The 25842-nt window shown below is 63.8% G+C and carries 14 protein-coding genes; 3 read left to right on the top strand and 11 right to left on the bottom strand.

Annotated elements, in window-relative coordinates:
- Positions 1-214 precede the first annotated feature (214 nt).
- Positions 215-460 carry a DUF3717 domain-containing protein gene (locus tag KPB06_RS24750; RefSeq protein ID WP_059575255.1) on the bottom strand — a complete coding sequence of 82 codons (246 nt, stop codon included), beginning with the start codon at positions 458-460 and terminating at the stop codon, positions 215-217.
- Between the two features lie 262 nt (positions 461-722).
- On the bottom strand, positions 723-2258 hold the full coding sequence (locus KPB06_RS24745) for an amino acid permease (RefSeq protein WP_059644706.1): 1536 nt from the start codon (positions 2256-2258) through the stop codon (positions 723-725).
- 583 nt (positions 2259-2841) lie between these two features.
- Here KPB06_RS24745 and KPB06_RS24740 point away from each other — a divergent pair.
- The 3 genes from KPB06_RS24740 (at position 2842) to argG (ending at position 7294) form a co-directional block, all read left to right on the top strand.
- A complete protein-coding gene (locus tag KPB06_RS24740) occupies positions 2842-4374 on the top strand; it encodes a GGDEF domain-containing protein (RefSeq protein WP_099317163.1) in 1533 nt (510 codons plus the stop codon).
- Positions 4375-4556: 182 nt separating this feature from the next.
- Positions 4557-5627 carry an FUSC family protein gene (locus tag KPB06_RS24735; RefSeq protein ID WP_059575250.1) on the top strand — a complete coding sequence of 357 codons (1071 nt, stop codon included), beginning with the start codon at positions 4557-4559 and terminating at the stop codon, positions 5625-5627.
- A gap of 329 nt (positions 5628-5956) precedes the next feature.
- Positions 5957-7294 (top strand): argininosuccinate synthase, encoded by a 1338-nt coding sequence (gene argG / locus KPB06_RS24730; RefSeq protein ID WP_050018060.1) that lies wholly within the window; start codon positions 5957-5959, stop codon positions 7292-7294.
- A gap of 127 nt (positions 7295-7421) precedes the next feature.
- Here the strand turns inward: argG and KPB06_RS24725 are convergent, their stop codons facing one another.
- The 9 genes from KPB06_RS24725 to KPB06_RS24685 all read right to left on the bottom strand — a co-directional run bounded on the left by KPB06_RS24725 (position 7422) and on the right by KPB06_RS24685 (position 25721).
- Positions 7422-8234: a hypothetical protein gene (locus KPB06_RS24725; protein WP_059575248.1), complete on the bottom strand. Its 813-nt coding sequence runs from the start codon at positions 8232-8234 to the stop codon at positions 7422-7424.
- 90 nt (positions 8235-8324) lie between these two features.
- On the bottom strand, positions 8325-9257 hold the full coding sequence (locus tag KPB06_RS24720) for a hypothetical protein (RefSeq protein WP_081066527.1): 933 nt from the start codon (positions 9255-9257) through the stop codon (positions 8325-8327).
- A gap of 577 nt (positions 9258-9834) precedes the next feature.
- Positions 9835-10455 (bottom strand): Imm5 family immunity protein, encoded by a 621-nt coding sequence (locus KPB06_RS24715; RefSeq protein WP_104012969.1) that lies wholly within the window; start codon positions 10453-10455, stop codon positions 9835-9837.
- A 109-nt stretch (positions 10456-10564) separates the two neighbouring features.
- Complete coding sequence (locus tag KPB06_RS24710; RefSeq protein WP_179231764.1) at positions 10565-10852, bottom strand: Imm49 family immunity protein; 288 nt, start codon at positions 10850-10852, stop codon at positions 10565-10567.
- A gap of 49 nt (positions 10853-10901) precedes the next feature.
- Positions 10902-11390, bottom strand: coding sequence for a hypothetical protein (locus KPB06_RS24705; RefSeq protein WP_143328746.1), 489 nt, complete (start codon positions 11388-11390; stop codon positions 10902-10904).
- 515 nt (positions 11391-11905) lie between these two features.
- Positions 11906-12355 (bottom strand): hypothetical protein, encoded by a 450-nt coding sequence (locus tag KPB06_RS24700; RefSeq protein ID WP_059575244.1) that lies wholly within the window; start codon positions 12353-12355, stop codon positions 11906-11908.
- 519 nt (positions 12356-12874) lie between these two features.
- Positions 12875-13654 (bottom strand): hypothetical protein, encoded by a 780-nt coding sequence (locus KPB06_RS24695; protein WP_226094221.1) that lies wholly within the window; start codon positions 13652-13654, stop codon positions 12875-12877.
- A gap of 364 nt (positions 13655-14018) precedes the next feature.
- Complete coding sequence (locus KPB06_RS24690; protein WP_081066629.1) at positions 14019-14273, bottom strand: DUF7660 family protein; 255 nt, start codon at positions 14271-14273, stop codon at positions 14019-14021.
- Positions 14274-14282: 9 nt separating this feature from the next.
- On the bottom strand, positions 14283-25721 hold the full coding sequence (locus KPB06_RS24685) for a two-partner secretion domain-containing protein (RefSeq protein WP_275905970.1): 11439 nt from the start codon (positions 25719-25721) through the stop codon (positions 14283-14285).
- Positions 25722-25842 lie beyond the last annotated feature (121 nt).

Below are 25842 nucleotides of genomic sequence, written 5' to 3'. Positions count from 1 at the left end.
CAGCGCCCGCACCGGTCACCGTCGCCGGCCATCCGTACCGGCGTCCTCGATCGCCTGCTTCCCGATCCCGTCACGATACCTCAGCCGGCGCCGATCCTGGCGCAAGCAGCGTCGTGCCCGCGGCGACGTCCGGGGGCTGCCCCAAGCAAAACGGGAAGCCCGCAAGCTTCCCGTCGTTTCATCGCCGCGGCGGCCGCGGCGGCGCGACCGCGCATCACACCTCGGTCGCGTACAGCGCGTCGCGCTGCTCGTGGCTCAACGAGTCGAGCGGCACGTCCGGCAACTGGTAGCAGATCATCTTGCCGTACAGCTCGGCGAGGCAGTTGCTGCCCGCGTCGAGCGCGTAGCCGTCTTCGCCGTTCGGCGCCGGCGGGTAGACTTCGCGCCACGCGTTGATCGCGGCTTCGATTCGCACGATGGAAACGGGTCCGGCCTTCCGCTCGGCGGGTGATGCGCTCATGGATTCCTCTAAGTTGCGCGCTCCGCGGGCCGTGCCGGCCCGGATGGAACGATGAAAACGCCGGGCCACTCGCCGGCCGCCGCACGCGGCGCGCGCCGGATGCCGATCCGCGCCGCGCCTGTCGCGCCGGCCGGGCCGTGGCCCGGTAGGGTCGGGCAATATAACCGGCTTTGACCCCGTGCAGGCAAAAGCCGGGCAAAAAAAACGGGAAGCGCGCGGCTTCCCGTTTCGTCCCGTCGCGCGGCCGCCTGTCGTGCCGGCGTCAGCCCGCGGTTTCGCGGTTCGCCACCGGCGCCCGCTGCGCGCCGCGATTGGCGGCGACCCACGGCGCGATCTCCATGTCCTCGTAGCGCACGAACCGGCTCTTCTTCAGGAACCGGAAGCCGAGCCACACGACGATGAACAGCGGAATGCCGACATAGGTGGCGGCCACGCCGGCCCAGTCGATCCGGTTCGCGAGGAACGCCTGATAGTCCTGGCCGAGCGCGATCACGAGGCACAGCACGAACGCGAACAGCGGGCCGAACGGGAACCACTTCGACTGGTACGGCAGTTGATCGAGTGCGTAACCCTGCTTCACGTAACCCTTGCGGAACCGGTAGTGGCTGATGGCGATGCCGAGCCACGCGATGAAGCCCGTCATCCCCGACGTGTTCAGCAGCCACAGGTACACGGTCTTGTCGCCGTACAGCGACGTGAAGAAGCACAGCGCGCCGACGGCGGTGGTCGCGTACAGCGCGTTGCGCGGCACGCCGCCCGGCGACAGCTTCGCGAATACCTTCGGCGCGCGGCCTTCGGTGGCGAGGTTGTACAGCATCCGCGTGGATGCATACATGCCCGAATTGCCGGCCGACAGCACGGCCGTGAGGATCACCGCGTTCATCACGCCGGCCGCGAAGGCCAGGCCCGCGTGGCGGAACACGAGCGTGAACGGGCTCACGCCGATGTCGGTCACGTCCGTCTTCAGCAGGTTCGGGTCGGTATACGGAATCAGCACGCCGATCACGAAGATCGCGAACACGTAGAACAGCAGGATGCGCCAGAACACCTGGCGCACCGCACGCGGAATCGTCGTGCGCGGGTGCTCCGATTCGCCGGCCGCGACGCCGATCAGCTCGGTGCCCTGGAACGAGAAGCCCGCGATCATCGCGACGCCCATCAGCGCCGGCAGGCCGCCCGCGAACGGTGCGTCGCCGATCGTCAGGTTGCCCCAGCCGTTGGCCGGTGCGCCCTTCAGAATGCCGAAGATCATCAACAGGCCGACGCCGATGAACGCGACCACGGTGACGACCTTGATCAGCGCGAACCAGTATTCGGCCTCGCCGAAACCGCGCACGGTGAGCGCGTTGAGCAGGAACATCACGGCGAGGAACGCCGCGCTCCACCACACGCCCGGCACGTCCGGAAACCAGTAGTGCATCACGAGCTGCGCGGCGACGAGCTCCACCGCGATCGTCACCGCCCAGTTGTACCAGTAGTTCCAGCCGAGCGCGAAGCCGAAGCCTTCGTCGACGTATTTCGCGCCGTAGGTCGCGAACGAGCCCGACACCGGCATGAACGCGGCCATCTCGCCGAGGCTCGTCATCAGGAAGTAGACCATCAGGCCGATCAGCATGTACGCGACCATCGCGCCGCCGGGGCCGGCCTGCGAGATCGACGCGCCGGACGCGACGAACAGGCCCGTGCCGATCGAGCCGCCGATGGCGATCATCGTCAGGTGGCGCGCCTTCAGCGCGCGATGAAGCTTGGGTGGGTTCGCGGGCGAACCGGGTGGGTCGGAATTCGGAATTGCGGACATAAACGAGACGAACGTTGAGCGAGCCGGCATCCGTAGCCGGCGCATGCGGAATCGGAGCGCGGCGCGCGTCCTGCGATGCATTCGATGCGGCCCCGATACGCGTTGCGCGGCGGGCGCCTGCGGCGAAGCGCGGATTCTACCTGATTCGACAGGGGGACAGCCGAGGTCAGCGCCCGCCGCCGCGCCGGAGATCTCGCGGAATCAACGGGTTGGCCGCGTCGGCCGCCGCGATTTCCTCATACGTTGCAAAAACCACGATTGCGACCGGGTCATTCGATTTTCATTTGTCGCGGTCGGCAGGTAATCCTGTCCCGATCCGCCAAATACCGCTGCAATAGGCAAAATCGACTGATGATTATGCGATTAATCAGACAAAAAGACCGACACTGTTAATTGATTCAAATCAAGTTGCCCGTACGCGATGCGGTAATGATGCGTAACCGTCGCGCGTCACGCTGTCTACATGCATGTTTTGCATGTACGCGCGAAATTCGGGAATTCGCGGGATAATGACGTTTAATTCGAAATAATCCGCGCGCGGAACCGCCAACGATGCGAACCGCCGCCGCCCCAGCCCCCGAGGATGAAGTCATTCCCGCTGCCCGCCACGCTGCGCCGCCAAACCGCGTCGATCGTGGCACGCATTCTGTCGCCCCGCGGCGTACTCGTGGCGGGCATCGTCCTGCTGATGTTCAGTTGGGGACTTTCCACGTCGCTATTAATCGAGGCGCGACGCGACGCGTATGACCATGCGGTCGAAAATGCGCGCAACCTGATGCTGCTGATCGAACGCGACATCGCGCGCAATATCGAACTCTACGATTTGTCGCTGCAAAACGTCGTCGACGGCGTGGCCGATCCGGAACTGATGACATTGCCGCCGCGCCAGCGCCACCGGCTGCTGTTCGACCGCGCGGCGACCGGCGCCTATCTCGGCTCGATTTTCGTGATGGATGCGCACGGCAATATCGCGATCGACTCCAGCGCGTCGCCGGCGCGGCAAGGCAATTTCGCCGACCGCGACTATTTCGCCGTGCACCGCGACCGGCTTGCCCCCGGCCTCTACATCAGCCGGCCGTACGCGTCGCGGCTGCGCGGCGGCGCGCTGACGATCGCGCTGAGCCGCCGGATCAACCGGCCCGACGGCACGTTCGGCGGGATCGTCGTCGGCACGCTCAGCATCGACTACTTCCGCGCGCTGCTCGACGGCATCGCGGTCGGCCGGCACGGCAGCGCGGCGATCGTCGAGGACAACGGCACGCTCGTGTCGCGCCTGCCGTACGACACGCGGGTGGTCGGCCTCGACCTGCACGACTCGCCGCTGTTCGTCGACGCGCAGCGCGGACGCGCCGGCGAGCTGACCGGCGTCGGCGCCATCGACGGCGTGCGGCGCGTCTATGTTTACAAGCATCTCGCCGGGCTGCCGCTGATCGTCGACGTCGCGCCCGCCGAAATCGACATCTACGCGTCATGGCGCCACCGCGCGGTCTGGACCGTCGTGCTGATGAGCCTGTTCACGGCGTTCATCGCGTGGGGCTCGCTCGCGCTGTCGCGCGAGCTGAAGCGCCGGCAGGTCGCCGAATCCAAGCTGTACCGGCTCGCGCACACCGATTCGCTGACGGGCCTCGACAACCGCGGCACGTTCGATGCGGTGCTCGCGAAGGAGGCCCAGCGCGCGTCGCGCAGCGGGCGCCCGTTGTCCGTGCTGTTCGTCGACGTCGATCACTTCAAGGCGTTCAACGACTACTACGGCCACCCGGCCGGCGACGACGTGCTGCGCCAGGTCGCGCAATCGCTGTCGCGCTGCCTGCGCCGCGACAGCGATCACGTCGCGCGCTACGGCGGCGAGGAATTCGTCGTCACGCTCCCCGACACCGACGCGCAAGGCGCGGCGACCGTCGCCGAAAGCATCCGGCGTACGATCGCGGGGCTCGAGATCGAACACGTGAAGAGCCCGTACGGGCGCGTCACGGCCAGCATCGGCACGGCCACCGCCGCCGACGGCCGGATGAACGCCGCGACGCTGCTGCGGCGCGCCGACGAAGCGCTGTACCGCGCGAAGTCCGGCGGCCGCAACCGCGTGCTGGACGCGCAGTCGAGCGCGGCCGATGCTTGACGCGACGTGATGCGCCGTGATGCTGGCTGCCGCGTGACGTGACGCGGCCGCCTGCCGCCCGGCCCCGCGGCCGCGCCGTGGACAGCCCGCGCGCGTTCGGCTAGCGTTACGTCTGCTGCGCATGCGGCGCGGCGCCGGCCCGCGCGGCCCGCCGTGCGCGTTCCGGCCACTCCTGCTCCGTCATGACCGCCCCGCTCCCGACCCGATTGCCGCCGCTCGTGCGCCACGCGCTTCGCCCGCTGCTCGATCCGTACCGCCGCTACCGCCACGCGAAGCTGATCCATGCGGCGCGCGTCGCGCTCGCGATTCTGGTGTCGATCGCGCTGTCCACGGGGCTGAACGTACCGCACGGCGAATGGTCGACGATCACCGTGCTGATCGTCGTCGGCGGGCTGCAGCACCACGGCAACATCCGCAAGAAGGCGGCCGAACGCGCGCTCGGCACGTCGATCGGCGCGCTCGCGGGCCTCGCGCTGATCCTTCTCTATTCCGCTTTGCATGCGCCGTTCGTCATCTACCTGCTGATGGCCGTCGGGTGCGGCGTCTGCGCGTATCACGCGATCGGCAAGGCCGGCTACATCGCGCTGCTGTCGGCGATCACGATGGTGATCGTCGCCGGGCACGGCGACAACGAGATCGTCGACGGCCTGTGGCGCGCGGTGAACGTGCTGGTCGGCATCGCGATCGCGCTGGCGTTCTCGTTCGCGCTGCCGCTCTATGCGACCTACTCGTGGCGCTACAAGCTCGCCGACGCGCTGCGCGCGTGCGCGGCCGTGCATGCGCGGCTCGCGGGCGACCGCCCGGTCGGCGACGACGCGCACCTGAAGGAAATGGCCGCGCTGAGCGCGCTGCTCGTGCAGTTGCGCTCGCTGATGCCGTCGGTGTCGAAGGAATGCGAGACGTCGATGACGCAGCTCGAGGCGATCCAGCGCAGCCTGCGCCTGTGCATCGGTTATCTGGAGATCCTGTCGAGCGCGCTGCCGGCCCGCGACGACGCGGCGGCCCGCGAATACATGCGCGTCGAGATGAAGCCGTTGAACCGGCGCATCCGCGACACGCTGGTCGGCGCGAGCCGCGCGCTCAAGTTCGGCACGCCGAGCCGGCTCGCCCCGCGCCGCCGGCCGGTCGAGCCGCTGCACGACGCGCCGCCGCCGCAGTTGTCCGGCTACGTGTCGATCACCGCCAAGCTCGCCGGCGAAGTGGACCAGCTGCGCGAGCGGCTGCTCGATACCGCGCGGTCGTGGAATATCTGACGTTCCGGGAATCCGGGGTTCACACGTCTTTCTTTCATTTGCCTTTCTGTGTGACGCGACGACACGCCGGCGGCGATGATCGGGGGCTCTCGCCCGATCCGGCCCCGGAAATCCCGCTGCCGCCCCGGCGCGGGCGTGCGTGTTTCGGCGGCGATGCAACGCCATCCAGCACGGCGTTCTCCACCCGGTTAACCGCCCGTCAGGCCCGCCGCGACAGGCTCGACGCCGGTTCCGCACCAAAATCAACCCTTGCTCCAACTTCCCGGACAGCCGATACTCGCATATTCCGCGAAATACGATCCCACCGGCTTCAATCCACGGTAATTCCTATGAGCACGATTCTCGAAAGCCTCCCGACCGGCCAGAAGGTCGGTATCGCCTTCTCCGGCGGCCTGGACACCAGCGCCGCGCTGCACTGGATGAAACTGAAGGGCGCCGTCCCGTACGCATACACGGCGAACCTCGGCCAGCCCGACGAAGACGATTACGACGCGATCCCGAAACGCGCGATCGAATACGGCGCAGCCGGCGCCCGCCTGATCGACTGCCGCGCGCAGCTCGTCGCCGAAGGCATCGCGGCGCTGCAAAGCGGCGCGTTCCACATCACGACGGCCGGCGTCACGTACTTCAACACGACGCCGATCGGCCGCGCCGTGACGGGCACGATGCTCGTCGCCGCGATGAAGGAAGACGGCGTCAACATCTGGGGCGACGGCAGCACGTACAAGGGCAACGACATCGAGCGCTTCTACCGCTACGGCCTGCTCGTGAACCCGGATCTGAAGATCTACAAGCCGTGGCTCGACCAGACGTTCATCGACGAGCTCGGCGGCCGCGCCGAAATGTCCGAATTCATGAACCAGGCCGGCTTCGCGTACAAGATGTCGGCCGAGAAGGCCTATTCGACCGACTCGAACCTGCTCGGCGCGACGCACGAAGCGAAGGATCTGGAAAGCCTCGAAAGCGGCATCAAGATCGTGAACCCGATCATGGGCGTCGCGTTCTGGCGCGACGACGTGAAGATCGCCGCCGAGGAAGTGACGGTGCGCTTCGAAGCCGGCCAGCCGGTCGCGCTGAACGGCGTCGAGTTCAAGGATCAGGTCGAGCTGCTGCTGGAAGCGAACCGCATCGGCGGCCGCCACGGCCTCGGCATGAGCGACCAGATCGAGAACCGCATCATCGAGGCGAAGAGCCGCGGCATCTACGAAGCCCCGGGCCTCGCGCTGCTGTACATCGCGTACGAGCGTCTCGTCACCGGCATCCACAACGAAGACACGATCGAGCAGTACCGCGAGAACGGCCGCCGCCTCGGCCGCCTGCTGTACCAGGGCCGTTGGTTCGACCCGCAGGCGATCATGCTGCGCGAAACCGCGCAACGCTGGGTCGCACGCGCGATCACCGGCGAAGTGAAGATCGAACTGCGCCGCGGCAACGACTACTCGATCCTGAGCACGAAGTCGCCGAACCTCACGTATCAGCCGGAACGCCTGTCGATGGAGAAGGTGGCGTCGACGTTCTCGCCGCGCGACCGGATCGGCCAACTGACGATGCGCAACCTCGACATCACCGATACGCGCGACAAACTGCGCGTGTATTCGCAAGTCGGGCTGCTGACGCCGGGTGAAGCGTCGGCGCTGCCGCAGATCAAGGGCGACAGCGACAAGTAAGCCAGTCGCTTTCGCCAGCGGCCGGGCGGCGTGACAACCGCCCGGCTGCGTGCAGTACTTCCCTTCCCGCTTTTTCTTCAAGCACTGCCGGATTCGGAACGCGTATCGCGACGATCCTGCAGGCGCGTCAAAGTTTTTTCGACACCGTGGCCGTCGCAGTGGCTGCGGGCCTCGTCATCGTCGTGGAAGCGGTGGCATTGGCCGGCGCCGACGCCGGCGTGCGCGCCAGATCCTGACCGATCATGTCCGCGACCGACTTCTCGCACGACTTGATCCCTTCCACCGACTTGTCGAAATTCTTCTCGAGATCGCTGAAGCTGCCGTACGTGTACGCGAAATCGCTGTCGATGTGGACGCTGTTCGCCTTGACGTCGTAGCCGCACGCGAACGTCTTGTAATAGAGGTCCTGCTTCGTCTTCGCGTCGAGAATGCGCGCGCGGATGACGACCCACGGGATGTAGTCGAGCTGCTGAGGCGGCGAGATATAGCCGAACGACGTGAACCACACGTTCATGATCGCATCCGCGTCGGTCTGGATCGCCGAGTAGTCGTCCGACTTGCCGTCATCGGCAAGCTTCACCTTCTGCCCGTCCAGCTTCACGACCTGATAGCCGTTGCCGGTGAGGCGGCCCGCCACGCCGTCCGCGATGTCCGGTGCGAAGAGGATCTTGCCGGCGGCCACGTGGTCCGTGTACGTGCTCGTATGGCTTGCGTTGACGGCGCCTTGCGCGAGCGCGCCGATCAACCCGAACCCGGCCGCCGCGCCGCCGAAATTGACGACCGCGACACGCTTCGGCTCGATGACGTCGAGCATCGCGATCGAATGCAGCTTCTGACGCGCCTCGGGCGTCATGTCCGTGTTCGGCACCGTGGTGCAGGCGGACAGCAGCGTCACGAGCAGGCCGCAACCGACCAGGGTGGCTTTGGAAGAGTTCTTCATTGGATGGGTGGCTTTCGTTGTTGACGGAACGTGTTCATCGGGCCGCCGCACGCGGCGCGTCGACGCGCCGTGTGCGGTGCGACCGTGCGTTTACTGTTTGATCACCTGACCGTACGCGATGAAGCTGTAATCAGCCGCGCGCAGCACGTAGAGGATCGAGCGCTTGAAGCCGTTGGTTCCCGTGATCGGCACGAACATGATCGCGGCATTGCCCGACAGCGGAACGCCGGCCGGCAGCTTGCAGCCCGTCGATGCGGAGGCCGTCACCGTCATGTCGTACATGTTCTGGCTCGAGCCGGGCGTGGAAAGCAGCAACGTGCCGCTCAGGTTGCAACCGCTCAGCGTGCCGGTCAGCGTACCGCCCGATGCAATCGCGAACGATGCGTTGGTCGTCGCCCACGTGCCCACCACGCTGTCCTGCGTGACGGCAAGTGCGTTCGCGGCGTTGTAGGTCCACGTGAAATTCGACGCCGTACCGTTGCGGGTGATCGTGCCGGACAACGTCTGCTTCGGGCTGTATGCGCCCGAGCCCGAATCGATCTTCGTGACGATGCCGCTCGTTCCTGCGAAGTTGATACCCGGGGCAAGCGACCACGTCGAACCGTTGACGGTCAGATTCGTGAAATCGTCGGACATCACGAACGATCCGAGCAGATTGAGCGTGCTCAGGTTGTTGTGCGGGTCGACCAGGGCGATGGTCGAGTAGCCGAGGTTGCCGGATGCCGACCAGATCCCGACCGGGCCGGTTGCCGTTGCGGCCGTCGAACCGTCTTGCGGGGTCGTCAGGCTAGGCAGCGCCTCGCCAACCGTCACCGGCTGCGACGATGCGACGGGGGCGCTTGCCGGGGGAGCCGCGAGCGGCGTGGACGCGACGGACGGTGCGCTGGCTGCGTTGTTGGCGCCGCCGGTGTTGGCGGGCGTGCCGCTGCTTGCGTTCGACGAGCCGTCGCCGCCGCCGCAACCAGCGACGACGAATACCGAGATCGCGGCTGCGGTCAGCAGACAAAGGGAATGCTTGTTCAATTCAATCCTCGATTTTTTTGATGCGTTTTTTTTAGTGGTTCAGATTCGAATCGGGTTACTTTTCGGGTGTGGTGTGTGGGCCTCCTCGAGTGACGTTGAGTGCGTGGTGTGATGTGTAGGGGAAGAGCAATGCGGGATTCGTCGGTTGCCGGATATTCGGCACGACGGATACGAGCGTGGAGGTGTGGTCGTGCGGGAACGCGCACGCAACGGTGAGAACCGCATGCAGCAGCAGGCATGCCGCGGCAAGGCAAAGGCACAGCGCGCGCGAGCCCCCGGTGCCTGCGCGCCCCATCGAATCGGTGCATCCCATCTTCTGGTCATGCGCGCGGCCTCGCCGGCCGGGCGCCCCCTCGGTTATCTGGTCGTGTGGTTTGGTCCTACAGCTCTGGTAATACTTTTTTTGAGCTACCGAGGAAGGGTAACGGCGGCGGCGAGGATTTCTTTAGGGGGGTTTATCGAGGGAATTTTCTAGGGGATTTGTTCCGGGGCTCCGTAAGGCCCCTTGCTCGGCCGTTGGCTCGAGCGATGAAGTCAAACCCACGTTTGAATTCAATCTGTCGATCGGGAAAACACTTCAGTCGCGACGCAGCGGCACAAGAACATCCCAGGCTACGGGAGCAGCGTTTTGCAAGTACCAGAGCCAGTATGATCGACGGCGTTCGGCGCCTCCCTTGGCTTCCCAGATCGCACTGCCCGATACCGCGAGCGCTCCGTAATAGCCGGCATCCCAATCGTCCGGAGGTACGCTCTGTTCGCTTTCGCCGACTACATCGAAGTTCGTGTCGTACAAAATCGTATTCATCGCCGAGAAAACGGCCATGCCCGCATAAACGGAGACAAAGGCCGGTTCGCCATGTTGGAAAAGATCGATAACCTTCGTGTGGTACTCGCCGTTGGCTATTTCGAGGGTGGGAAAATCGCATTTTCCCGATAACGCGTCGATGCCGCTCGCCAGGATCGCTTCGGCCGCCGTCAACACGCTCGGATACGGACTCAGCCGGCCTAGCACCTCTCTCGCACAGATCACAGCCAATCGCGCGCGGCGCAAGTACCCCGCATCGGCGTGTTCGGTCACCGATAGAGCTTCGATTAACTGAAGAAGGTCTTTTCGGGTGGCGGCCGGGAGTTCACCCTCTGCTGTAATCGACGTCGCGGCTGTCGATAATGCGTTTGTCAAATGTTGTGGAATATGCATCACTTGTGTTGATTCTCCGCGGCCAACGGCGCCAACAATGCCGAAAGACTATCCGGGTTTCAAATCCATCTTGAAAATTAGATAGCTCACCACCAAAAACAAAACCCACTCAAATCATATAGCTCGACATAAACTCAAATTCATCGAAATACGCCTTCGGTCCAATTTCCGAAATCCATTCCATCGGCACGTATGCACTATCAACATCCACCTCATAACCACTCCGCCAAACAAGCTTGCTATAAATAACCGCCGGAGCACAAATTAAGTTGAAAAAGAAACCCCCATCCAGAGATGCACGCTCGCAAATTGATTTCGGCGAAACCAATTCATCAATTGCATCCTTCATCCCATTAATATCCCCTTCCGCGAGTGCCAAATAAAATTTATGATCCACTAAAAATTTCCTCTCCCTACTGCCCTTTGGCGGATTTGAAATTACCCGTTCACTGCGCCCCCCTCAAAACACCCCAATCCCCACGTAATGCAACAAAAAACTGCCCCGTCCAAAAATCAAATAAATTATGATTATTTATTCTTTTGATGTCGAATTCAGAATCAATTCCAGCATACCAATCAACCAATCCCTCATGACCCGAAATCAAATAATAAATCCCATTAATCGCCCTGCACTCACATGCCAATGCGCCAATAGGCTCATTATATTTCGGCTGCGAGAGAATATACTCCAGCTTTGCACGGACATAGAACCATTGCTTAAAGGCTGCAACATCGCCAGTCTCATACCATACCGAAATTGCCGATGCCTCCGCATAACTCATTAACGTACGCAGACATCCGGACGGATCACCCAAATCACCTTCTATATTAGCAATACAATTATCCAGCACACCACTCGAAACATCGAACGCACGCCTCTCCAAGACATGATTCAACCGATTAGCCGCTTCCTCGGTAGTTGGAATTTTCGTCACAAATCTCTCCTTCACTTTACTTTTACAGGCACAATCACCAAGTTTCCAGTTGCCTTATTTACACCAGCAACCGCCGTGAAAATTTGCTCATTGCTTCGGGCAACTCTACAGCTCGTTCGTTACCGTTCTCCTCGGCAACTGGAGAAGTTACTCCTTCGCCGACTCGCAGACCGCACCAAGTAGTGCGACCCGCTCCAAGAAGGATACTTCGTCAATGTAATCGGCTCGCCCTGAAGTACAGTACCCACACATTGCTTTCCTTCAGATAAAGAGAAGCCGCAGAACTCTCGAAGTAGCGAGCCAAACTAAATTTGGTAAAAACCGGTTTTCCAGACAGTCACTCGGAATACCGTCTTAGGTTACCCCGATCTTTATGCCGCAGCGGCTGTCCGCGCAAGCAGAGGCGGACAGCAGATTGCAGCCAAATCCCCTAAGCATGGAGACCTGCAAAGTCAATTTCCCGCTTGGAAATTGCAACCCAATCGCCCCTCAGAAAATCACCACTTTCCCGCCGTCTATTTTTGATATCCGATCGTCACAAAAACCTCCCCAGTTTCATCATCACACATAACCCGTGCCGGCACCGACACATCACCGAACTCCCTCTGCAATTTCACATTCCAGCCATCGACGATCAATTTTGCGAGTTCGGCAGCCTGGTCGGTATCAATGTCATCGAACATCCCGGTTATTTCAAGCAGATTTATCCAGAACTGAATCTCATGAATGGCCTTCCCTTTGCTCAACAAATCCCCGTACTCTTCATCGCTGAACAATTCAGAAACAAATACCCCACCGCCAAAAACCCTAGAATCCGGGAAGAATAATTTTGCAAAATGAAAGACGAAGTCGTACACCAGCCCATGAGCCTTATAGACAGTATGCACGTAGTCAAGCCCAGAAACACTACCCGGCGGATTGGCAGCAACAAATGAGGCGAAATCGAATGACTTGTCGTTATACATTACCTTCCTCCTGGAAATTCATCTGATCGGGGCTCACGCACCTTGGGCTTTCCTATGAACTGGCTCCCATCTGGAGCATTGTTTATCCCAGTTTCCTTGACATTTGGGCGTGCAATATTTCCATGGTCTTGACCAGAGCCGCGATACTGCTTCCAAGTTCCATCCTTCACTGACGACGCAGCAGCCGATCCCGCCGCCTTTGCCCAGTTCACCGTCTCCTGCGGACTCTGCGATGCAACCGACGCCGCAGCGCGGCCGCTCAGAGCCCTCATCGCAACAGGCAGCGAAAACCCGTATTGAGACGCTTCACCAGCGAAGGCTATGGCGGCATTTACGAATTTCTGTAGCTTGTCATGTAATCGATGTCGCGGCTGTCGATAATGCGTTCGACAAATGTTGCCGAATGCGCATCGCTCATGTTGATTCTCCATAGCACCCGATGGACATGATGATTCGAGCGTCGTGGCGAGGCGCGATGGACGAGCTATTCGTCGCTATCGCCTCGTTCCGAGTTCTTCACTAGCCCGTGACAAAATGCGGTCGTTTTACGTTCGGCATGTCATCGTATGCCTTCAGGACGGTTTGCAACGGTGTCAGCGATGGGTCGCGATTCCCGTAGACGATCTTGAGCCATGTCGCACCGCGTATGAACTGCCCCGCACCGAACCATTGCGATTCGAGGTTCGCCTTCAACATACGTCGGCCCGCTTCGAACAAAGCATCGGGCGTGTAAGCGTTGGCGTGAGCGATCTCTGGACGGCAGCCATATAGACACAGGGCATAGGCGTACTCGCGTGGCTTGAGCGTCTTCGCAAGACTGGGCGGCTTGTCGTTGACCCAATGTTCGTACATCTGGATACCGTTTTCGAAGCCCTCCATACCGTCCGGCGTAGCATCGTCGCCTGTTTGATAGGCGAACGCCATGTAGTCATCGAGGCACTCTCGAACGATCTCGTTCATTGGCCACGGGCGGGCTTCATTGCGCCAGGCGGCCTCTTCGAGGATTCTCGCGTTCTCCCACTCGGCACTGTTCCAGCCGGTATCCATCCACTCGGCGATCGCTTTCGCCCAATGCAACGTAACTCGATGAAGATCTCTGTTCACCCCGAAGTCCTCATCCGATGCGATTGCCTTTTCAATCCAACTAAGCGAGCGAGAGATTACTGGGGTAGCCTCCTCAGCCAACCCCACCAGCCATGCCCGAACCACATCGGACATGTTATGCGCAGCAATATTTCCGATCGGTTGTCCGTCCGGGCAAACGGTGCGCATAACTCGGGGAAGAGTTCCCTCAATCATCACCTCTCTTGTACGAACTGGATCAAAGAGCATACATGCCTAAACAAAGTTTCCACTGCGGTGCCGATTATGAAAAAATTCCTTTAGCCTGTCGGACCTTACGGGCTTCGTAGCGGCAATTCGTGCTGGTGGGTTGACGATCTTGCGTGGTTGATGCCGACATTGTTCAGGTCCACGCGAACTTCGAAACGTTAAATGATGACGGTTTCGGTGATCATAGGTTGCTGTGAAGAGGATGGCCCAAGTTCCGCCGTCGACACAATGCCGTTCAACACCACAAAGTGCGAACTCGGCTCGCCGCCGAGTTCGCATAATCGGTTGATATCGGAGAGACGCCGACCCCCAATCAGGCTACGTTATTTCGTCATTCGTATATCTTCGCAGCATAGAGAATATCGCCCAACGTTCTCCAATTCGGAGTTACCGGAACTTCTTGGTTAGTATTTTTGTAAAAACCATCCATAGATCTGATCCAACTTTCCATTGCAAGAAGAAATCGCTCAAGCGTTGGATTTTCCCACTCGGTTCTATTTTCCTCCAGATCCTTTAGCAGCTGGCCCACAAAATCCGCCAACTCCTCTTTGGATTCAATTCTTGCAACCAGCTCCGACAGTTCCATGTCTTTCTCCTACGGCTTGGGTCCACCTTTCACGCAAATGATGCACCCTTGATTTCGGGTCGTAAACTTCCACCCCTCTTTCGAAACCTCTCGGGGGGTAGCCGGGGTTATGTTAACCTGAGTTCCGGCCTGATACGTAGCAAATAGTCGCCGATTGTCGAGCGTGTACACAAGTCCGTCTTTTAAATACACACGAATGGCAGGCAAATCGGCCGGCGAGACCACACCTGATTGCAAAGCCGCGATCGTGTCTTGTAGCGACGTTCCGTCCTTAAACGTTGAGCTAATGCTATCTTGCGTAAAACGAATCGAATTCGGATTCGCCAAACCACTTAGGCTGGTCGGCACGCCATTTTTTGTGGCGCCTCCAAACGCCATCGGATTCGGGCTAAGGACGCTGACGCCGTCCCCTTCATCGACGATCGAACTTTCGCCGAGTTGGGCTTTCTCCTTACTCTGTTGCTTATGTAGTTCATCTTGCTCGCGCTGGGCCTCGCTCTTGTTTTGGCCCCAGTGGTCCGCGCTATTGTTTAGCGCCTCGTTCTGCGCAGCCGTCGCGCCCGCCCCCGCATTCTGACCTGCAAGGCCGGCAAGACCACCACCTGCAAACGTCGCAACTGCTCCGAGCAACGCCACTTGTCCTTGATCAAGCGGCGCGTGCGTCGGGTCGATCGCACCTAGTACCAGAGGCGACAGCACCGCACTTGTTGCTCCCCCGATCGCCCCACCCGCACAGCCGGTACCGCTCGCAGCACTCGCAGCACACCCGAGTGCCGCATGCGCCGCCACATACCCGACTTTGCCGAGCTCGCCATCCCCAAATAGGTGGAGTTGATCGAATTGCCCAATTGCACTCGCCCCAACAGCCGCGAGATCGCTAACAACGCTCCCTTTCAACGCGGTCCCGAAGCTACCCCCATACGCGACCGTATTCACAGTGGCCGATACCAACCCCCGACCTGCGATTTCGAACGCACCCTGAAGAAGCTGCTCCGAGGTGATCGTATTCGATGCGATGTTGTTTCCGATCGTCTGCATCGGCAACGCGTTGAGGTCCAATCCTTCCATCAACCCCTGCGTCAAATCAGCGATCACGCCGGCTTTGATAACTTGCCCCAGGCTGAACCCTTGATCGCTGAACGCCTGATTCATCGCGGACGCCACCATGGCGCCAACGACAGGCATCCCCATCACGGACAGCGCGACAGAGGCCGCCATCGAAAAAAGTTGCTCCGGACCGAACCCACCCTGCTGTACGAAATCCGAATGCAGATGGTCCGCTACCGTCTCTTGCGCGAAGCCGCCGCCGAGTTGATGTTGCAGCGATGCAAGCATCGCCTGCGTCGAAGCTGCGTCAACCGTCCCGTCCGCGTTGAGCTTCTGCAGCGCCCCACCAATCTGATTGAGCGCCTGAACATTCAACTCCATGTTCGCCGCGCTCATGAACCCGCCCGGCTGCACCACTGTGCCCGTCGTCTTCAGATACCCGCCATCGACCTTCTGCCAGATCTCCCCCACGTTGACCTGATTCGCCTGGTTCGTCAGCGTGTGCGTGTCGACGCTCAGCGTCCCCGACGCCGTGATGCTCCCCGTGTTGAGAATGCTGCCGTTACCGTCCTGATTGAACTTCAGCGTGACGTCGTGTCCGGAGATGTTGCCGCCCGCCGACATCGCCTGCGTGTCCTGCGGCAGATACACCTGCGGCATCAGCGCCGTAATCGTCGGGCACGACGCCGTGCCCGTCGCGTGACACGTCGGGTCCGGCACCGTCTGCTCGACGTACCACAGCATCGGCTTGTCGAGCGTGTTGATCTGCTCCTGCGTCAGCGCGGCGCCCAGTTGCAGGTCGTGCGCCTTCGAGTAATCGACCGCGTTCTGGTACAGGTACATCTTTTCCTGCGCCGTCACCGACAGGTTTTTCTCGTTGTCGTACGTCAGCCCGTCGACGAAGCTCGACTTGCCGGTTTGCTTCAGCGCCGCCTGCTGCAACAGCAGATCCTCTTCCTGCGGGTTGTAATAGAACAGCGTCGACGAAGGCTGCAGCGCCGACGGCAGATTGTTCAGCAAGTCCTGCGGCCCGAGCGAGCCCAGCACGGAACCGCCGAGCGACGCGTCGACGTACGACGCAGCGCCCGCGACCGGTGTCGGCAGCTTGCCGGTGCCGACTGCACGAGGCACCGACAGGTTCAGCCCCGGCAAGTCCACCGGGCTCAGCGAAATGACCTGCGACGGCGCATTGACACGCGGCGTGTAGGTGTTCGCGGTCGTGATCCCGTTGATCAGCTTCTGGCCCGTCAGCGACACGTACGTGCCGATCACGTTGCCGACGTTCTGGATCTGTCCGTTCGACGAGATCGACAGGTTCGGCGCCTGAATGGTCGCCGCGATATTGCCGACCGGCGTCGGCGGATCGATCGTGCCGCCAGTGCTCGTGTATGCGCTCCCGTACAACGCCTTGCACTGCTCCGGCGTGCCGCACGCCCAGATGTCGTGACGCTTGTCGCTGCTGAACATGCCGGTTTCCTGCACCCAATGCGAGTGCCAGTAGGCGTTCAGCACCTGCGCCTCATTCACGACGGGGCCTGCGACGGCGATCGTCGCGTTGTTGCCGGCCGCGATCAGGCTGCCGATGTTCGTCAGGCTGCCCGCATTGATCTGCAGGTTGTTGCCCGCGCTGATCACCGACGAGCTGCCCGACTGCTGGTCGACATAGCCCTCGCAGTAGCTTTCCTTGTAGCCGCCGGCTGTCATGCAGCCCGAGTATTGCTCGTGCTTGCCGTAGTTCTCGTGTACCGGCACGGGCGGCGGCAGATTGTTGGTGATCGCACCCGAAACGTTGAGCTTGATGTCGTTGCCCGCGACGATGTTGCCGGACGTGTTGTTCAGGCTCTGTGCGGGCGTGGTCGAACTCGCTGTCGTGCCGACACCGCCGATGACGATGTCGTGGCCCGCGAGCAGGTTGCCGTACGTATTGTTGATCTGGCCGGCTGCGATCACGAGATCGTGGCCGGCATAGATCGTCGCGTCGTTCTGGCTGTAGCCGAACGTCGTCGTGGTCGGGTTGTTGCCGCGCGGTTGGCCTGCGTTGCCGCAGGCGGAGTTCGGCACGCCGGAGGCGCAGCCGACCTGGCTCGAATAGTTCTGCTGGTTGCCCCCCTGGTTGGTCAGGGTACCCGATGTAATCGCGACATTGTTGCCTGCGTAAAGCAGGCCCGAGTTGACGAGATTTCCGCCGCCCACTGACAGGTCATTTCCGGCCGCAATCATGCCGGTCGGTGTAGACGAGCTCAGGGTCCCAGTGGACGTTGGGGCAATACTGTTGACCGCAATTTTAAAAGTCGTTACCGGCAAACCATCCGACGGGCTGCCCGACCCCTTCACGAATACCGGGCCAAAAGTGCTGTACATCCCGCCGAGCCATGCACTCTGCGATCCCGTTTTCGCCAGTGTGTCATTGAGCTGCGTCAGGAACGCCGTGTACTGTGCTTGATCGACTTGCCGAACCGTTTGATTGACGAGTGTAGGCGCTACTGCACTGTTGTCCAGCCATTGGACATTCAGCCGTATATCGCCCTGCGCCGCAATCTGACCGCCTCGGTTCGAGAGAGACGATGCCGTGAGCGAAATCGAATTTCCTGCGGAAATGACGCCCGAAGTACCAGCCTGCTGGCTTGTGACCGTTTCGTGAACAGTCGGCAGCGTGAAGGTCTGCGTAGTGGAAGAAGGCGTCGTCGCGCCCGTTTCGATCGCCCATCTGGGAGCAGCGCTATCAATGGCGTTCCCTGTTCCCAGGTACGCGTTGTACTGGCCAAACGTGATAGCTCCAGAACCAGCCGCGGGCTGTGTACCCACGATAAAGCACCGGTCCAAACCGGCACACTGCCGATTGGCAGAGTCCGTCGACAACCCGGATGGCGAAAGAAGATCTCCCAGGGTCGCGCTGACGGTATGCGGGCTGGGCACATAATATCCACCGCTATCGCCCGGCGCCGGAACACGCTGCAACTGCCACTCGGTCTTCGTCCCTACCGCCCCCGACCATAGCAACTCGGGATCGACAACGTCCCGCGTCGTCGTAGTAGCGACACCCGGGGCCGTCTGATCGTTCACGACCGATGCCGCCGAAATATCGACATTCCGCTGCGCAAAGATCGATCCACCCGTGTTCTGCAGCGTCCCACCCAAGCGAAACACCGCATCGCCCTTCGACTGCGTCGTCGCGCCCTGGTTGTCGTAGTTGCCACCATTGACGTTGAGAACGTTCCCCGCCTCAACCGTCCCGCGGTTCGTCGTATCGCCGTTCAGCGTCAACGCGTTATCTGCATGCATCACCGCCCCGGCCGCATTATTCAGCGTGCCGTTGAACGTCACATCCGACCCGGTAACCTGCCCGTGATTCTCGAAGCTGCCGCCTGCCGTCAGCGTCAACGGCGACGTCCCGGTGATCGTGCCGTCGTTCGTGATCCCGTTCAGCCCCGTCAGCGAAACGCTCTGCCCGCCGTAATTCCACGTGCCGCCGACATTCACGTACCCGGCGGTGATGGACAGGTTGCCGCCCTGGCTGATCGTCCCCTGCGACGGATCGAAGGCCATGTTGACCGCGCTGATCCCCATGTCCCGTTGCGCGAGCAACTGTCCGCCCGCGTTGTAGAACGCGCCATTGCCGCCATTGATCGTCAGCGACACGTCGCCGGTCGCACCGGTCGCGGCCTTCGGATTGCCGGCAAAAACGATCCCGTTCTGGTTGTTCAGCGTACCGGTATTGACGTTGAGTGCGTTCACCGCCATCAGCGAACCACCGACGTTCGTCAGCGCGCCCCCGACGGTGACGTTGGTCGTCGTCCCGTTCACCAGCCCGGCGTTCGCGAAGCTCGACGCATTGACCGTCGTCGTGCCGATCGACGCGAGCGACGCACCGGCCGCGTTCGTCAGGCTCGGCGCCGACACGTTGAGCGATCCGGCCAGCACGTTCGCGGCGTTGTACAGCCCGTTCTGCGAAGCCAGCGTCGCGTTGCCGACGACGTTCACCGCCTTGCCGCCCGCCAGCGTGAGCTGGTTCGACGCCTGCGCGGTGAGCGCGCCGCCGACCGTCGCATTGCCGAGCGTCACGTTCGAGCCGTTCACCTGCAGGTTCTGCGATGCGACGAGCGATGCATTGCCGGCATCGACCGTTCCCTGCGCGGAAACGGTCACGTTCTTCGATCCGACGGCCGAACCGCTCAGCGTGACGTTGCCGCCCGACACACCCAGTTGCCCGGCCACGATGCTGTTGCCGGTCAACGCGACGGTTTGCCCCGCATGCAGCGTCGCGTCGCCGTTCGCCGACACGCCCGCGACCGACACGTTGCCGCCGATGCCGTTGATGTCGACCGTGCCCATCGAACCCACGCCGCCCGCGAGCGACACGTTGTTCGCAGCCTGTACCACGACATTGCCGCCCGACTGCAACAACCCGCCGAACGACACGCTGCCGGCGGTCGACTTTGCCGACACGTCGCCGACCGCGGTGGTCGCACCGAGCGACATGTCGCCGCCGGACACCGCCGTCAACTTGCCGGCGCCCTGAATCGCGCCGAGCGTGATGCTGTTTCCGGCATTGACGGCGATGTCCTTGCCGTACGTCAGTGCCGCGCCGCCGCCGAGCGCACCGCCCGCGTCGATAGTCGCGGCCCCGAGACCGAACAGCGCGCCGCCGAGCGTCATCGCGCCGCCCGACGTCAACGTCGTATCGCCGTTCACGAGCCCGCCGGAAAGCAGCGCGAGGCCGCCGCCCGCATTGGCCCGGAGATTGCCGGTCGACACGACCGCGCCGCCGACGCCGAGATTGCCCGCCGTCGCGGTCAGCGTCGCGTCGCCGGTCGAATGGATCGCGCCCGCGACACCGAGGTCGCGTCCCGCCGTCACGTTCAGCGCACCGCCGCTGGATGCCGCACCGATACCCGCATCGCGCGCGGCCGCGATCGTCGTCGCGGTGCCCGACGTCACCGCGCCGTTCACCATCACGTCGCCGGCGCCGTTGCGGCCCTGCGCCTGCAATCCGATTGCGCCGCCCGCCTGAACCGAGCCGGCCGACAAGTCGTTGCCGGCGGTCATCGCGAGATCGCCGTTGGTCGCGACGTTGCCCGTTACCGCAATATTGCCGCCCGCGTTGACGTTCGCCTGGTGCGCGAACGCGATCGCGCCGGCATTCACCGAGCCGCCCGCCGTCAACGTGCCGCTTTGCTGCGCGCCAACGCCTGCGAGCGTCATGTCGCGGCCCGCGTTCAGCGAAGCATTGCCGCCCGCGACACTCTGCCCGGTCACCGCGATGTCCTGTGCCGCAACGACGTTCAGGTTGCCCTGCGTCGTCAGGCTCGTCGCGCTCGCGTTGCCGCCCGAAGCGGTTACGGCGAGATCGCCGGCCGAATTGACGGCCGAAAGCGCGACACTGCGCGCCGCATTGATCGTCGTCGTGCCGCCGGTGTTGATTGCACCCGCAACGGAAGCGTCCCGCGCGGCTTGCAGTTGCATCGCGCCGAACGCGGTGGCCGCCCCGCCGATAGTCACATCGCCGCCGCCGGCACCGCCCTTCGCCGTGACGTCGAGATTGCCGCTGACGGCCTGAATCGTGCCGAGTCCTGCATTGTTGCCGCCCGTCACGTTGACGGCCGCCCCTTGCAGCGCGCCCGTCAGCACGACGTCGTGCGCGGCATCGAGGGTCGCCGCCTGGGCGAATGCCGCCGAGCCCACACCGTTGATGTCGCGGCCCGCGCTCAGCGTGCCGTCTCGTTGACCCGCGAGTGCCCCCGTCAACGCGATATCGCGGCCGGCCTGCACGTTCGTCGACTTCGCCACCGCGATCTGGCCGCCGAGCTGCGTATCGAGCCCGGAGGTGGCGTTGAACGCGCCCGCGGTCGTGGTCGCCCCCGTGAGCACGACGCTGCCGTTCGCGGCGGTTGCCGTCAGATCGCCGTTCGACTCCACGCCGCCGCCAACCGCCACGTTGCGTTGCGCGCTCAATGCAAGCGCTCCGCCGCTGCCGAGCGTGCCGCTGATCGACACATCCCGCGCGCCCGTCACGTTCGCCGCTCCCTGCGCGGACGCCGCCCCCGTGACGCCCGCATCGCCTTCGCCGGCGTTGCCGTTCGCGGTCAGCGTCAACGTGGTCGACGACGACGCATCGTGCAGCGTCGCGTTGTTCCCGCCCGTCACCGTGATCGCCGCCGCCTGCATGCCGCCGGTCAGCGCGACGTCATGCTGCGCCGCATAGTTCGCGGTCGCGGCAAACGCCTGCTTGCCGCCGCCGTTGATGTCGCGCGCGGCCGTCACCGTGCCGTTGGCCTGTCCGACCATCGTGCCGTTCAGCGTGGCATCGCGGCCGGCCGTCAGCGTCGCGTCGCCGATCGCGCTGGTGCTCGCGCCGAGCGACAGGTCGAGGCCGGTCGCGATGGCGAGCTTGCCGCCGCTGTTGATGCCGCCGGTTGCGTTGAGGCTGCCTTGCCGCGCGGCCAGCGCCGTATCGCCGACCGACTCGATCGCGCCGCTCACGGCGATGTCCCGCTGCGCGGTCACGCCAACCGTCGAACCGCTCGCGGCCTTGCCGCCGATCGCGACATCGTTCTGCGCGAACGCCGTGATCGCGCCCGCGGCGGCGACCGAACCGTCGATGCGCAGATCGCCTGCGCCCGTTGCGGTGTTCGTACCGTTCGCGCGCAGCGCGATCGTGCCGGTCGACTCGACGTTGTTCACGGCCGCGTTGCCGGCCGCCGTCACGCTGACCGACTGTCCCTGGATCAGCCCGCGCTGCGCGACGTCGCGCCCGGCGTCGAGCGTCGCCTGCTGACCGAACGTCAACGTGCCTGCGCCGACGATGTCGCGCGCCGCATTGACGACGCCTTGTCCCTGCCCGGCCAGCGACCCGCTGACGTTGACGTCGCGTCCGGCCGCGAGCGTCGTGTCGCGCGACACGGTCGTCTTGCCGCCGAGGTTGATGTCACTGCCTGCCTGTGCGTCGAACGCGCCATTGCTCGCGATCGCCCCCGTCGATCCGATGCTGCCGCCGGTCGCGAGCAGCGACGTGTTGCCGGCCGACTGCAACGAACCGCCGATGTCGATATTGCGCGCCGCGGCCAGCGCCACGTCCGCGCCGCCCGTCACCGCACCGGTCACGCTCAGGTCGGTCGCCGCATCGAGCGCGAGCGTCGACGCCGCCTGCACGTCGTGCAGCGTGGCCGAACCGCCCGCCGTCGTCCGCACGTTGCCGCCGCGCAGCGAACCGGTGAGAGTCGTATCGCCGCCGGAACCGACGTTCGCCGCGAGCCCGAACGCAATGGCGGCCGCGCCGCCTATCGCGCCGCCGGCGTTCAGCGTGCCGTTGCCCTGTGCGACGACGGAGCCGTTCATCGTCAGGTCGCGGCCCGCGTCCACGGTCAGGTTGCCGAGCGACGACGTCGATTGCGCACCCAGATCCACGGACTGCGCGGCCGTCACCGACAGGTTGCCGCCCGACTGGATATTGCCGGTACTCGTCAGCGAGCCGGCCGCATTCGTCAGCGCGACGTTGCCGTTCGACTGGACCGTCCCGCCGATCGACGTATTGCGGCCGCCGCCGATGGCCAGGCCGCTCGCCGTGCGCAGCGTGCCGTTGACGATCACGTCGCGCGCCGCGTCGATCGTCCCGTTCGTCAGCGAGTTCACGTTGCCGCCGATCGAAACGTCGCCCGTGCGGGTCGCGAGCTGAAGCCCCGCGTTGGCCTGCACGTCGTTCAGCGCGATCGAACCGGCTGCCGTCATCGAGACGGCGCGCCCCTGGAACGCCCCCGTCACGTCGATGTCGCGCCCCGCGCTCAACACCGTGTCCTGCGCGAAGCCGCTGGTGCCGCCGGCGACGACGTCGCGCGCTGCCGTGAGCGTCGCGACGCCCTGCCCCGCCAACGCGCCGCCGATCGTGAGATCCCGGCCGGCCGTCGCGGTCACGTCGCCGGTTACAGTGGTCGCGCCGGTCAGCGAGACATCCTGCGCGCCCTGCACCGTCAACGCGCCCGCGCCGTTCAACGTGCCGGCCGACGCGACGCTGCCGCTGGTCGCCGTCATCGCCAGATCGCCGACCGCCTGCACGGTGCCGCTGCCGCCGACGATCACGTTGCGCTGCGCGGCAAGCGCGACCTGCGCGCCGCCGGCGAGCGTGCCGTTCACGACGACATCGCGCGACGCGTGCACGTCGGCGGTGCCAAGCGCGGCCGCGTTGCCGTTGAATACGACGTCGCCGCCGCCGGCGCCACCGCTTGCCGTCACGCCGAATGCGCCGCCCGCCTGGACCGTCGCGAGGCTCGCGCTGTTGCCCGCGTCGACCTGTAGGCCATTGGCGAGCAGCTTGCCGGTCAGCGCGACGTCATGCGCGGCGTTCAACGCGCCGCTCTGGCCAAACGCGATCGAGCCGCTTCCCGTGATGTCGTTGCGTGCGCTCAGTGCCCCGTTGCGCTGGACGATCACGACGCCCGACGTGTCGACGTTGCGCCCCGCGTCCACGCGCGCGTCGGTTCCGACCATCAGCGAGCCACCGACCGACGCATCGCGCGCGATATCGGCGGCGAACGTCGTTCCGCTCGCGAGTGAACCGCTTACGCTCAGGTCGCGCCCCGCCTGCACGCTGACGGCGTTCTGCGCGGTCGCCTGCGACGCGACGACGGTATCCTGTCCGGACGTCAGCGCAAGATCGCCACCGCTCTTCATCGCGGCATGCGTGGCGACGTTGCCCTGCGTCGCCGTCAACGCCAGCGCACCGGACGTCTGCAGCGCCGCGTTGACCGTCGCATCGCGTTGCGCGGTCGCGCGCAGCGTGCCGCTGTTCGTCTGCCCGTTCACGTTGACGTCGCGGGCCGCCTGCACGGTCGTTGCGCCGGTCACGACCGACGTGCCGTTCAGGTTGACGTCGCCCGTGCCGTCGGTGCCGCGTGCGGTAACGGCCAACGCACCGCCGCCCTGTACGTCGCCGAGCGTTACGTTCGTGCCGCCGGCGACCGTCATGTCGCCGTGCGCCTGTGCATTCGCGACGTTCACGTTGCCGCCTGCCGCCACCGCCAGCTTGCCGCCGGACTGGATCGATCCGGTCGACGTCACGTCGCCGTTCGCATCGATCGCGTAACCGCCGACCCCGATGTGCGCACCGGTCATCGACACGTTGCCGGCGCTATGAACCGTCGCCTGCTGCTGCGCGGCCGAACCCGCGACCGACACGTCGCCGTTCGCCGATAGCAGCAAGTCGCCCGCATTCGCGGCGAGCTGCGCGTCGGTCCTTACGCCCATCCCCGCCGCGGTGCTGACGACCTGGATCTGCCCCGCCGTCATCGCGCCGAACGCGGTCGCGTCGATCGCGAGAGAACGGTTCGCGCCGCCGTTCGCGGGATTGATCGCCGCGGCGGAGTTGTCCGAGCCGTTCGACGCCGTGCCGTACGTGGTGCCATACGTATCGACGGTGGCCGGCGTCACGAACTGACGCCCGGCGATCACGTTGATGCGCGTGCCCGCATAGAGCGGCGCGTTGATACCGATCGTCTCGCCGATCAGGTCGATCGTGCCCACGGTCCCCTCGATCCCCGCGCCGGGCCCGTTCACGCCGGCATTGCCTTCGATCTGCAGGTGACCACCGGTCACGTTGTAGCCGAGCGCCTTCGCGTTCGCGAAGTCGGTCGCGGTGCCGCCGACGCCATTGAGGAACTGCGGCGCGCCGGTCGACAACGTCACGCCGATCGTGTTGGTAAAGCCGGTGCCGCGCGTCGTGATCCCGTTCGGGTTCGCGATCACGACGGCCGCGGGCGCGCCGAACACTTCGAGTGGACCGTTCAGCAAGCTCGCGTAGGCATTGCCGGTCGACGTGACCTGATTGACGATCACGCTAGCCGTGCGGCCGTTCAGGTTCGGATTGGCCTGCACGTTGCCGCCCGTCAGCGACGTGCCCGACATCAGGCTGTTGTTCAGGATCAGCCCGACCGGATCGATGTTGAATTGCTGATACTGGTTCAGCGAAATACCGGCCGCGTTCGGCGCGGTGATATTGACGACGGGCACGCCGCCGCCCGCGCCGGTCGACTGCGTGATGGCCGGCTGAAACGAGATCGGCGCCGTGGGGTCCGTGATCGGCGCGGCAGCCGCCAGCTGCATCGAGAATCGCACGCGCAGCGACGCGAGATCGAGCAACCGCTGCCATGCGTCGTCGTCGACACGGCGATTGCCCGCGCCGAGCACGCCGGCCGCATCGCGGCACTGCTCGACGGTGACCGTGATCGGCCCGATGAACATCGTCAATGCGACGAGCGCGCTCGTCGCACGCTGCCACCAGCGGTACGATCGCGCGGCCGGCTCGACCGCGAAGCATCGCGGCGCACCTGCCGCCGACTGCGCACGTGCGCCGATTCGCGCCGCGCCGGCGGCGGCAAGCTGCTGCAAGGTCTTACGCTTGGACGTGTTCATCTTCTGTTGTTCGCTTCGTTCGATGGCCCCGCGACGACGCCGTCAGCCGATCCCCGACCGTGGCGCCGCGCGATGCCGGGTTTCCCCGCCCGGCATCGCGTGCGTGTTCGCCGGGTGGCTG

The organism is Burkholderia semiarida, from assembly GCF_029268935.1.
Taxonomy (GTDB): Bacteria; Pseudomonadota; Gammaproteobacteria; order Burkholderiales; family Burkholderiaceae; genus Burkholderia; species Burkholderia semiarida.
Note: the sequence above shows the minus strand (reverse complement) of the source record. Positions and strands in the feature narration are given on the sequence as shown.

Coding starts and splice junctions, on each gene's coding strand:
- KPB06_RS24750 (WP_059575255.1), bottom strand. CDS start 460: ATGAGCGCATCACCCGCCGAGCGGAAGGCCGGACCCGTTTCCATCGTG.
- KPB06_RS24745 (WP_059644706.1), bottom strand. CDS start 2,258: ATGTCCGCAATTCCGAATTCCGACCCACCCGGTTCGCCCGCGAACCCA.
- KPB06_RS24740 (WP_099317163.1), top strand. CDS start 2,842: ATGAAGTCATTCCCGCTGCCCGCCACGCTGCGCCGCCAAACCGCGTCG.
- KPB06_RS24735 (WP_059575250.1), top strand. CDS start 4,557: ATGACCGCCCCGCTCCCGACCCGATTGCCGCCGCTCGTGCGCCACGCG.
- argG (WP_050018060.1), top strand. CDS start 5,957: ATGAGCACGATTCTCGAAAGCCTCCCGACCGGCCAGAAGGTCGGTATC.
- KPB06_RS24725 (WP_059575248.1), bottom strand. CDS start 8,234: ATGAAGAACTCTTCCAAAGCCACCCTGGTCGGTTGCGGCCTGCTCGTG.
- KPB06_RS24715 (WP_104012969.1), bottom strand. CDS start 10,455: ATGCATATTCCACAACATTTGACAAACGCATTATCGACAGCCGCGACG.
- KPB06_RS24700 (WP_059575244.1), bottom strand. CDS start 12,355: ATGTATAACGACAAGTCATTCGATTTCGCCTCATTTGTTGCTGCCAAT.
- KPB06_RS24695 (WP_226094221.1), bottom strand. CDS start 13,654: ATGATTGAGGGAACTCTTCCCCGAGTTATGCGCACCGTTTGCCCGGAC.
- KPB06_RS24690 (WP_081066629.1), bottom strand. CDS start 14,273: ATGGAACTGTCGGAGCTGGTTGCAAGAATTGAATCCAAAGAGGAGTTG.
- KPB06_RS24685 (WP_275905970.1), bottom strand. CDS start 25,721: ATGAACACGTCCAAGCGTAAGACCTTGCAGCAGCTTGCCGCCGCCGGC.